The sequence below is a fragment of the Dyadobacter flavalbus genome, assembly GCF_006149045.1.
Lineage (GTDB): Bacteria > Bacteroidota > Bacteroidia > Cytophagales > Spirosomataceae > Dyadobacter > Dyadobacter flavalbus.
Genome location: NZ_VBSN01000027.1, coordinates 333,845 through 345,042 on the forward strand (window position 1 = coordinate 333,845; position 11,198 = coordinate 345,042).

The 11,198-nt window shown below is 45.0% G+C and carries 10 protein-coding genes; 5 read left to right on the forward strand and 5 right to left on the reverse strand.

Annotated features, from left to right (window positions below; translation table 11 throughout):
- Window positions 1-38: 38 nt before the first annotated feature.
- From FEM33_RS06720 to FEM33_RS06740, 5 genes are all read right to left on the reverse strand, one after another.
- Window positions 39-554, reverse strand: coding sequence for a DUF6702 family protein (locus FEM33_RS06720; RefSeq protein ID WP_139011306.1), 516 nt, complete (start codon window positions 552-554; stop codon window positions 39-41).
- 4 nt (window positions 555-558) lie between these two features.
- On the reverse strand, window positions 559-1,875 hold the full coding sequence (gene rseP, locus FEM33_RS06725; RefSeq protein ID WP_139011307.1) for an RIP metalloprotease RseP: 1,317 nt from the start codon (window positions 1,873-1,875) through the stop codon (window positions 559-561).
- A gap of 159 nt (window positions 1,876-2,034) precedes the next feature.
- Window positions 2,035-3,852 (reverse strand): MutS-related protein, encoded by a 1,818-nt coding sequence (locus FEM33_RS06730; RefSeq protein ID WP_139011308.1) that lies wholly within the window; start codon window positions 3,850-3,852, stop codon window positions 2,035-2,037.
- Entirely contained in the window at window positions 3,852-5,663 is a 1,812-nt protein-coding gene (locus tag FEM33_RS06735) for an ABC transporter ATP-binding protein (RefSeq protein WP_139011309.1), read from the reverse strand. The genes FEM33_RS06730 and FEM33_RS06735 overlap by 1 nt, the downstream gene beginning before the upstream one ends.
- 204 nt (window positions 5,664-5,867) lie before the next feature.
- Window positions 5,868-6,941, reverse strand: coding sequence for an acyltransferase family protein (locus FEM33_RS06740; protein ID WP_139011310.1), 1,074 nt, complete (start codon window positions 6,939-6,941; stop codon window positions 5,868-5,870).
- A gap of 184 nt (window positions 6,942-7,125) precedes the next feature.
- On the opposite strand from FEM33_RS06740, the gene FEM33_RS06745 reads away from it, so the two are divergent.
- From FEM33_RS06745 to FEM33_RS06765, 5 genes are read left to right on the forward strand one after another with little or no spacing between them, the layout of a single operon-like run.
- Complete coding sequence (locus FEM33_RS06745; protein WP_138283577.1) at window positions 7,126-7,695, forward strand: RNA polymerase sigma factor; 570 nt, start codon at window positions 7,126-7,128, stop codon at window positions 7,693-7,695.
- Window positions 7,676-9,127, forward strand: a complete 1,452-nt coding sequence (locus FEM33_RS06750) for a PorT family protein (RefSeq protein WP_139011311.1) — start codon at window positions 7,676-7,678, stop codon at window positions 9,125-9,127. Before FEM33_RS06745 ends, FEM33_RS06750 begins: the two co-directional genes overlap by 20 nt.
- A gap of 49 nt (window positions 9,128-9,176) precedes the next feature.
- On the forward strand, window positions 9,177-9,677 hold the full coding sequence (locus tag FEM33_RS06755; RefSeq protein ID WP_139011312.1) for a QcrA and Rieske domain-containing protein: 501 nt from the start codon (window positions 9,177-9,179) through the stop codon (window positions 9,675-9,677).
- 13 nt (window positions 9,678-9,690) lie between these two features.
- The gene (locus tag FEM33_RS06760; protein ID WP_139011313.1) at window positions 9,691-10,581 is read left to right on the forward strand and encodes a DUF5777 family beta-barrel protein; all 891 of its coding nucleotides are present in this window, start codon (window positions 9,691-9,693) and stop codon (window positions 10,579-10,581) included.
- Window positions 10,582-10,615: 34 nt separating this feature from the next.
- The gene (locus FEM33_RS06765; protein WP_229214121.1) at window positions 10,616-11,164 is read left to right on the forward strand and encodes a YceI family protein; all 549 of its coding nucleotides are present in this window, start codon (window positions 10,616-10,618) and stop codon (window positions 11,162-11,164) included.
- The last annotated feature ends 34 nt before the right edge of the window (window positions 11,165-11,198 follow it).

The following is an 11,198-nucleotide window of genomic DNA, read 5'->3' on the forward strand; positions in this document are numbered from 1 at the left end:
AATCCTTTGTGTCAGCTTTTCAGTCTGCAGAAATTCTTTTAAAGCGCATGCACTGTCTGCCCTTTTTTAAACAAGAATGTCTTTTTTTCGGAAGCAAGTTTTACGTTGGTCATATTGACCTGATCATCAAATACTTCCATTAATGTACTGTTTTGCAGTTTATAACCGCTGAGCGAGCTGTGAAAAGGAATTTCAAGGTAAACCCATGTTGCATCTTCTTCCTGCTCTTTTCCGATGTATTTGATTGCCAGCGGCTTTTTGCTGCTGTCTGTAATCAGAAACGATTTCAGGATATATTTTTCAACCAGAGGATCATTCTTATCGTCATTCCGGATCACTATACGCTTGTTGTTATTTTCAAGGGTCAGCCCTTTTTCAAGATCATCTGTAAAAATCCGGATGCTTACTTCAAATGCTTTTACCGCCGGATTGTATTGCATCTGCGTTACACTTACATGATAATCGTGAACCGAAGAAGCCAGCAGAAAAGCGGAAGAAAATGCAAGGAAAATCAATAAGAATCTTGTTTTCCCTTCCGTCTTTCTGTTGTTCATACTTTTAAAAAACGGCTTTCCAGACATCATTGAAGATAGCAAAGGCCATAAGACCAAGTAACAGAACCATTCCGACTTTCTGCGCATTTTCAAGGAATTTATCAGATGGCTTACGTCCTGAAATGATTTCGTAAGAAAGAATAACAGCATGTCCGCCGTCCAGTGCAGGAATCGGCAACGCGTTCATGAATGCCAGTACCATGGAAAGAAGGCCGGTCAGATACCAGAACCTGCTCCAGTCCCAAACGCCGCCAAACATGCGGGCAATCCCGATCGGGCCGCTCAGTGCTTTGGACGGAGAAACTTCACCCCGGAATATTTTGCCAAATCCTTTGATATTATTGTAAACGACGGCGAATGCGTCCTGTGTCCCCACAGAAATGGCCTGGCCCAATGAATATTCAACAGCTGTATAGTTCAGCAGACTTTCCGGATAAAAACCGATTGTGCCTTCCGGTGCAACACCCACCGTAAGTGTTTTTTGCGCGGCTCCGCGCTGCACAACAAGGTTAATCTTTTTGCCTTTCAGCTGCTGCAATTCGGCCTGCATCTCGTTAAAGAACCGAACCGGTTTTCCGTTGATCGAAACCACTTTGTCACCCGTTTCCAGACCTGCTTTTTCGGCAGGAGAAGCCGGAACAAGTTCTCCGATTTTAAAAGGTTCAAGCGGGCGGATGAAGTTTCCTTTTTCCTCCGGATCGGAAAGCTTTTCGATAAAGTTATTGGGAATATCAATATCAATTTCCTGACCGTTGCGGTTAACGGTGTAAGAACTGTTGCTGCCCAGAAATACATCCGAACTTACAACGTCATTAAAATTGGAAAACGGCTTGCCATTTACTTTGACAATTTTATCACCGGTTTTAAGGCCGATTTCCTGCGCAAGGTTTCCGGCAACAATACCGTATTTGTTTACTTCTGCACTGGAAAGAAATTTATCGCCTTCGTTGTATGCAATGAGGATAAAGATAAAAATTCCGACAACTACGTTGACAATAATACCGCCAAGCATGACGATCAGACGCTGCCAGGCCGGTTTGGAGCGGAATTCCCAGGGCTGAGGTTCTTTGTTCATCGCCTCTGTATCCATGGATTCATCGATCATGCCTGAAATTTTTACAAAGCCGCCAAGCGGAATCGCGCCGATTCCGTACTCTGTTTCACCTTTCTGAATACTGAATATTTTAGGAGGAAAACCAATGAAATACTTTTCAACTCTCATCCCGAACATTTTCGCGGCAGCCATATGCCCCCACTCGTGCAATCCAACCAAAATGGACAAGCCCAGTATGAGCTGTCCCGCCATTATTAATACTTCCATTCAGGTCTTGTATAATCGTTATTTGTTATTTAAAAATACCCGGCACTACTAAAAGGACTCGTTATAAATTTCAAAGTTAAAAACGTAAATGTAATCAGTAAAGTTACGCAAATCCGCCGATATCCTTACAAATGCCCGTTTGGGCTGTTGTATGGCCGTTTATTTATTTAAATCGATTTCGATTCCCATCATCCGCATAAGTTCCGAAGCATTGAAACTCCGGCATATTCCCTCATGAAGCTGATAATCGAATTTCAACTTGCCATTCTCAACGTCGGAGCGGAAATGGAAATTATGAACGTAGTTTTCATCAGCGCCCCACTCGCCGAGTTCCAGATCATGCGTGGAAACCAGCCCGGCAGATTTCTTTTCATGCAATTGCCGGATCAGTGCTTCCGCGCCTTTGTGCCGGTCCACCGAATTGGTCCCTTTCAGAATTTCGTCCAGCAGATAAAAAACAGGCGTTTCATTGTTTTCATTGGCAAGATCCAGCAGCTTTCTTAACCTTTTGAGTTCGGCGTAAAAGGATGAAGTGCTTTCTTCCAGCGAATCCTGCGTACGCATGCTGCTGAAAACCCGCACGGGTGAACAGCTGAACCCGGATGCACTTACGGCAGCACCCATTTGCGCCAGCACCAGATTCAGTCCGATTGTTCTCAGGAAAGTACTTTTGCCCGACATATTTGAGCCCGTAACCAGAATCGTATGCCCGGTTCCCCGCATGCTGAAATCGTTGCTGATTCTTCTGTCCGCAGGAATAAGCGGGTGGCCCATGGATGAAGCATTTATAAAAACTTCGTTTTCCTGCGCCACTTCGGGTAAAATGTAATCCAAATTGGCAAATGCATGTCCGCCAAGACTGTTCATGGCTTCGATATCCGCAAGTACATTCAGCCAGTCGTTCAGTTTGCTATGATTGCTTTTTTTCCAGTTTTCAAGTCCGGCGAGGCAATGCAAATCCCAGAGCGTGGGTATTCCGGCAAAAAGGAAAAAGAACGGATTGTTTTTATAGTCCAGTTTTTCAAAAAGACTGCCTACACTTTTCAATGCAGCCGAAGACCCCTGAATCAAAGCTTTTCGGGCAAGCCACCATTGTGAGTGATAGGAAGTGGATTCTGCAATGGCCAGCAAATCGGAGTAAGCGGTAAGCGTTTGCCCAAGTGCCGTGGTTTTATCCGTAACCTGCTGAACTACAACTTGAAATCTTCTCAGAATAACCAGATGTACGCCAAGGCTCAATAAAAGCGGCCAGTAAGGAACAATGCCGGCAAACACAAGAACTGCAATGAAAGCGGTAACAAGCGGCCACCAGCGTAGCCGTAACGTGGAAGCGAGTTCTGCCGGGAGCGTTTCTGCTGCCCATAAACGAAAAGAGCTGATCTGTTTGGCGGCATGTTCGTGCAGTAAAGCCGTTGCTTCCCATAACTGGATAACGTCGGGGTTTTTTTTGAACTCTTCGGAGGCCTTCTGGCGCAATCGTATTTCTTCGGGAGAAGCATGGTTTTTAAGCCAGGAAGCAAGCCTTCTTGCGCCTTCTTCTGTCCGGGTGCGGTTCAGTAATTTATAAAGAGAATATTCGCCGAAAATGTCCAGATCGGTGGAATATGCATGATCTTTTTCCTGAAACGGAGTGCCGGTATCGGTGCGTTTGAACCGGAACTGCAGTCTTTCCAGTTCATCTTCATTAACGGTCTGAAGGTTGCGCTGAAAATCCCGGCTTCGGCGTGCCGCCTGCTGGCGCCGCATCAGAACCAGAAATACAATCAGCAGAACAAAAAGCCCTGAAATCCATAAAACCCCGCCGTTTTTGTTCCATAACCAGCCAAGAACAAGCATTCCGGCAAAAACAGCAAGCCTCGCAACGGCCAGAAAATTAAACTTTCGCTGTGCTTCCGCTTCCGCTGCACGGGCTTTTACAAGCTGATTTTCGAAAAAATTCTGTGAAGCCGTTTTAACAGATTCCGTAGTGTTTTCCATTAATTGGTTTCAGCGTTTTCAAACTGTAATTTAATAAGATTTGCATAAAGGCCGTTGTCCAGCACGGTAAGTTCCTGATGTGAACCCGACTCGGCTATACGTCCTTCCCGGATTACATAAATCATATCCACTTTGCGGATGGTGGCCAGCCGGTGCGCGATGACAATCGTTGTACGGTTTTTCATCAGTTCATCCAGCGCAATCTGGACGAGCTTTTCCGATTCCGCATCCAGCGAACTGGTGGCTTCGTCGAGTATCAGGATTTTCGGGTTTTTCAGAATAGCCCTTGCAATGGCAATGCGCTGACGCTGGCCTCCGGACAGTTTTACGCCGCGCTCGCCGACAATCGTTTCAAATTTTTCAGGAAACGAATCAATGAATTCAAGCGCATAGGCTCTTTTTGCTGCATCGTAAATTTCATCGCGGGAAGCATCGGGTTTTCCGTAAGCAATGTTTTCATAAATCGTGCCGCCAAAAAGCATTACTTCCTGCGGAACAATCGCAATATTTTTACGCAACTCCGAAAGCCCGTACGTATGAAGCAGTTTGCCGTCAATCCTGATTTCTCCGGACTGATAATCATAAAACCGCATCAGTAATTGTACAATCGTTGATTTTCCTGCGCCGCTGTACCCGACAAGCGCAATTTTTTCACCTGCATTGATCTGAAGTGAAATCCCTTTTAAAACCGGAAGGTCTTTTCGGGAAGGATAGGAAAAGTGAACATCATTGTAAACGATTTGTCCTGAAATCGGACTTGCAACGGCATTTTGTGCAGATTCCAGCGTTAACTCCGGCGTTTCTTCCAAGATTTCAAAAATTCTTTCCGAAGCGCCGATTGTTTTATTGATCTGCGCGTACAAATCGCCCATTCCGCTGATGGAAGCGCCGATGAATGTCGTGTAAAGTATAAAAGTAAAAAGGTCTGAAAGCCCGAATTCGCCTGCCTGAACCAAACCCGCTCCATACCAGATCACACCGACGATCCCGCCAAACAGTGCAAAAATGATGAATGAAACAAATCCGCCGCGGAAAGTGGCCGCATACAGCGAAAGGTCCACAACTCTTTTCAGAATGGTTTTGTAACGGTTTACTTCCAGGGGCTCGTTTGTAAATGCTTTCACCACATTGACGGATTGCAGCGTTTCTTCAACAACAACATTGGCCGCGGCCAGTTCGTCCTGCGCCTTTCTGGAAAGCCTGCGCATATGCCGCCCGAAAAACACGGATGCAATCACCAGAACCGGAAAAGTGGCAAGCATAAACAGCGTCAGCTTCCAGGAAGTGTAAAAAAGGATGGAAATGCCGATCACCATCGTGGCAATCTGACGAAAAACCTCGGCAAGCGTAAAAGACAACAAACCCTGCAACTGCGAAACGTCTGAAGTAATCCTGCTTGTGAGTTCACCGACCCGCCGCTGTTCCAGAAACGCAATGGGCAGCGTAATGATCTTGGTAAAAACATCGGACCGGATATTGGTCATCGCCAGCTCGCTTACTTTGGTGAAAAGATAAATCCGGAAGTAGGAAAATATAGCCTGGCAAATCAGGATGAAAAAAAGGAACAGCGTAATCTGGTTGATTGTATACCTGGATTTGCCTTCAATTACTTCAATAATGCTTCCGATAAGTTTGGGAAAAGCCAGGGAAGTACCGGTGGAAAGCGCCAGAAAAACAAGTCCGATGAAGAAAGTAACGCGGTACGGTTTCATGTACCGGAAAAGGCCCAGCGTGGTTTTGAGCCCTTGCCAGCTGATTTTCCTTACTGCAAAAGGAGAGGGTTTGTCGGTATTGTCGTTGCGGTCAGCCATTATGAATTAATATAGTGCATTCAAGCCGTCAGCCGGCTATCCGGTTTAAAATGTCAGGCAGCAAAAGTAATTAATATTATCAAGTAAGTGATGCTGCGGAACAAGGCGGAAAAGAAAGCGGCTTTCGGGTTTGATACAAGCATTAATATTTTGCCGGGAATCGCCGCAGCAATAGTGCTGTTTTATGCTGACGTGCACAGCTCATCATGCAATGGTTTGCTGTGCATGCAGTTTTTTGCCGAGCCGGTTTTTATACCATTTCCGGATCAGGTCATTGGACGGGATTTCGATAAAGAAATTTACGATATAAGCCAGAAAGATAGAAATGCCAAGCGCAAGAACAATAGCGAGGTATATATTAAAATGCAGGATTTCCGTAAAAGTTGAAATCAAGTGAAGTCCAACGTATTGATGGATCAGGTAAAGGCAATAGGAAATTTTACCAAGCTGAATAAGCAGCATTTTATCCAGAAAACGCAGCTTTCCGTAAATAAACAAGGTGAAAACGATATAATAAAAGGCAAGTATGAAATAGTGTTTGGTAGCTGAAATGTAATACAGTGATTTTCCTCCTTTGCTGTGCAGGTAACAGGAAGCCATCAAGCTGAAAATTAGTAATAAAATGTTTTTAGTCGTTTTCTGACCTTTAAAAAGCTGATAAAACAAAATGCCGGAATAAAACAGCGGAAAGTGATTTACAAGCTGGACTTTACTGGCAACGATTTGATGCAGGCCGGCATAGTTTTCCGAGAAAACATGAAACACAATGATCAAAACAAGAAAAGCGAAGCCGATATCTTCAATGCGCTTTAAAGTCCCGGTCATATAAACGGCCAGAATCCATAGATAAAAATTAATTTCTACCAGTAAGGTCCAGTACGATCCGTCCAGATCTTTCTCTGAAAAATAAGCCGGCAGCATCGTTGCGTTAGCGAGAAATTGGCTGATGCTCAGGTTTTCAGGTTCGTAAACCAGCATGAAAATCGCAGTCACGAGCATGCAGCACCAGAAAGCAGGATATAACCTTGCAAAACGAAAAACGACAAAGTCCTGCCAGCGATGGATTTTCTGAATGGTAAGAAATATTACAAACCCGCTGATCATAAAGAAAATATCAACGCCTGTAACGCCAAACCTGAAATCCCAGCCCAGCAGATTCTTGTTACTGCCGGAAAAGTGAAAAAGTACTACACTCAGTGCCGCAAGCCCGCGCAGGGCATCAAGTTCGGGTATTCTGTGAAAGCTCTGCTTCTGAGGGGCAGCGTGCATCGGGAACATGAAGTAATGGAACTGCCGCCAATTTAAAGATCATATTCTTTAAATGTATTGTTTTACCTTCAGTTATGGAAAATTTGTTCTTAAAAGTCTTAGAATAAATTCTGTAAAAAAATATTAAATTTTATTCAGCTATCAAGCAACCCTTGCTTTGCAATGATCGTATAAGTCAAAAAAAGCGAATAGCATGCCCGAGTATACCTCCGCCGTTCTTCAAGAACTACTCGACGGCTGTTTACAGAGAAACCGTCGTTGTCAGGAGCTGTTGTATAAACAGTTTTATGGCTATGCTATGAGCATTTGTCTGCGCTATACACGCAACCGGGAAGAAGCGAAGGAAATTCTCAACGACGGATTTATGAAGGTTTTTACAAAGCTCGAAAGCTTTGATCCCAACCGTTCATTCAAAACGTGGCTGACGAGGATCATGATCAATACGGCGCTGGACCATTACAGGCATGAAGTCCGTAACAATGTGTTTGATGATGTGGAAACAGCAGATCAGGTTTCGGTGGATGAAACGGTGATCAGCAAACTCTCGCACGAAGAACTCATCGGTCTGATCCAGAAACTGACGCCTTCTTACCGCCTTGTTTTCAGTTTATCAGTTATTGACGGCTATACACACGAAGAAATTGCAGAACAACTGAATATTTCGGTTGGAGCGTCCAAGTCAAACTTGTCGCGTGCAAGAGAAAAACTCAGAGAAATGTTATCCAGAATAAACATTGACAATTATGACAGAGTTGCCAGATGACGAACTGGACAAGCTCTTCAGAAAGTCATCCGAAGAGCTTGATCCGCAATTTGATCCTTCAGACTGGATCAGCCTGAAAAAACGTCTGGATCAGCAGGACGGCAAAACGCCGGCTGCCTGGTTCCGGAAGTGGTGGCCGTTTGTACTGCTTGCCGTGCTGATTCCGGCTGGAATTGCAATTTATTCTCTGAACCGGAAACCGGAGGTAAATGAATTGGTGCGTGAGCGGGAATTTGAGAGGAAGGGAGAAAAGGAGGAAAGGGAGAAAGGAGGAAGCGGGATGGAGAAAGGTAGCCGGGATGTTGGGAAGGATGAACGGGTTTCCGGGATTGATACGAAGGAAGAAAGCAGGACGGAGGAAAGGGATGAAGTGGTTAGCGAACCATTGATCTCGAAAAGCGGAAATTCTGAAATTACGGTGAAAGATCAATTAAAAATATTGCCCCGGCGCCGGTCTAAGACAGGCGGAGTGTACTTAGAGCCTGACCGCTCAGGAGGGAAAGGAGGCGACGGGGCTTTTTTTAAAAATGGAGGTAAAGCAACTAAGACTGAAACACGTGCCTTGCAAGCGGGTAATAAGAGCAGGCCAACAATAAATGCGGTTACGGAAAATACGGTTGCGGAAAAAAATGATCCGGTTCCTGATAAAAGTTACAAGACTGACTTAACCGAAACCCAGCGTACAGCAGAACTTGCCGATAAAGAAGCAAGAATGGCTTTTTCAGTTAAAGAGCTGGGCAAAAAAGGGTTGTCATGGAAAAAGCCGGATGAGATTGCTGTCGTTATTCCGGAGAAAACAGACTTTGTACAACCTCCGCCGGCTTCTGGTCAAAATCAGGATTTGGCAAAATGGGCGGTACGCTTCGGGTATTCGCCGGATCTGAGTTCAGTTGGTTTAAAGAATTTTTCAAAACCCGGCTCGGCAGTTTCGCTGATGGTCGAATATGCAGTTTTAAATAGAGTTTTTGTACAAACCGGTGTCGTAAGAAGTGTAAAAGAATACAATGCAAAATCCGGAGAATACATTTGGCCATACAAATATCCACCGAAAGTATATCCTGACAATGTAGACGGAACCTGTAACATATTCGAAGTGCCTTTAAATTTCCGTTACGATTTAGCTCTGAATGAAAAGTCGCGATGGTTTGCCGGCGCGGGTTCTTCTTCCTATTACATGCAGAAAGAAAAATACATTTACAACTATCCGCCGCATACCTATGGTGTAAGTCCCGGATGGAAAGGAAAAACGGGATGGTATCTGTTCAGCCATATCAATGCATCCGCCGGGTATGAACACAGGTTATCAAAAAAGCTTTCCCTGCTTGTCGAGCCGTATGTAAGGATTCCTGTAAAGAGGGTTGGTTACGGAAAAGTCAATCTGTTTACAACAGGAATCTGGATTTCTGTTCGCTACACGCCCGTGTTCAAATAATGCATAACATACCTAACCGATTATTTTTTACTCGCCAACCAAAACCACTATGAGAGCATCGAAAGAAGAAGGAATGAAAAGAGGGGAATTTCTTAAAAGTCTGGGCCTGAGCACTTCCGCATTGATGGCATTTTATTGCCTCGGAACTGCAATGACTTCCTGCGGTTCCAGTACGGATCCGGAACCTGAACCGCAGCCTGGCTCCGGAACCGGCCTTTCGGGAACAACAACCGGAAGCGGAATCAACTTTAATATTGATCTTACGCATGCCACTTACGCACCGCTGAAAACAGCCGGCAATTATAAAATCATCGGAGATGTACTGGTGGCATTTACAAGCGCAAGTTCTTATGCAGCACTTTCCAAGATTTGTACGCACCAGGGAGCCGAACTGAGATACAGAAAAGACCTGAATGATATTTACTGTGATTCTCATTCTTCAGAGTTTACATTAACCGGAGCTGTAAAAAAAGACCCGGCCACAACACCGCTGAAGGCTTATAAAACAACGCTGTCCGCAGACGGAAATACATTGACCGTTACCGCTTAAACCCTCCTCTATCATGAAATTACTCCGCCTGGTAATTGCTTTTGTTTGCTCCGCCAATTTCCTGTATGCGCAGGACGATTTGCTTGGAGAACTGTCCAGACAGGATAGTCTTGTATCATTTCCGGTAACGGCTACTTTCAAGTCTACAAGGATTGTAAACGGCCATTCTGTGGAAACCATGAAAAAAAACCATCTCGATTTTCGTATTTCACACCGTTTCGGAAGGCTTAATTCAGGCGCTTATCAGCTTTTCGGGCTGGATCAGGCGACGATGCGAATGGGGTTTGAATACGGGATTACAGACCGGTTTATGGTTGGTGTCGGCCGGAGCACGTCCCAGAAGGTTTATGACTTCTTTGGCAAACACAAGCTGCTTCAGCAAACGACGGGAGCAGGAAATATGCCGGTATCGGTAACGCTTTTCGGAGGTATGGGCATTGCTACGGTTAACAGGGAACTGGAATTTCAGGATAAAATCTATTATTCAGCACAGGTTCTTATCGCCCGGAAATTCGGTGAACGCTTTTCTCTTCAGCTTTCACCTTCTTATCTGCACCGCAATCGCCCGGAAATTGCAGGCGATGAGAAAATCCTGCTAGCCATGGGTATCGGCGGAAGGTACAAGCTTTCCAAACGCGTTTCGCTGAACGGAGAGTATTTCTATACGGCCCGCGAAAAAAATACAGTTACGGCTCCATACCATGATTCCATGTCTTTCGGCGTGGATATCGAAACCGGTGGCCATGTTTTTCAGCTGCATTTCACCAATTCGCTGGGCATGATCGAAAAGCAGTTTATCGGAGAAACGACCGGAAGCTGGGGCAAAGGCGATATTCACTATGGCTTCAACATTTCCCGGACATTCAGCTTTGACAAAAAAAGTAAAAGAGAAGCAGCCAACTGACCATTCACAAACTATGAAACTGCATTTTTCTCGCATGGTTATCATAATCGTGCTCAGCACCGCTTTGCCTTTCGGGCGCGCATTTGCACAAACCGGAATGTATGCGACAACAACCGGCAATACGCGTTTTTCTTCAGAAACGCCTCTGGAAAATATCAATGCGGAGAACAAAAAGTCGCAGGCTATTCTGAATACGGCCAATAACGAGCTGGCGATCCGCATGAACATGAGGGATTTTGTCTTTCCGAACAAGCTGATGCAGGAACATTTCAACGAAAATTACATGGAGTCGGAAAAGTATCCGACGGCAACGTTCAGCGGCAAGGTTGACAATGCGCCGGACTATTCCAAAGACGGTCAGTACGATGTTTCGGCCACGGGCAAGTTTACCGTTCACGGCGTAACGAAGGAAAGGACGATTAAAGGAAAGATGAAAATAGAAGGCGGGAAAATTACAGTGAATTCGGATTTCGACGTTGCGCTTGCGGATCACAAAATTGACGTTCCTGAAATTGTCTTTGTTAAAATCGCGCAGGTTATCCGTGTAAAAAGCCAGTATGTGCTGGCGCCTTATAAAAAATAAAAAATGCAGGCTTGCCGGCTTTTCCGAACCGGCA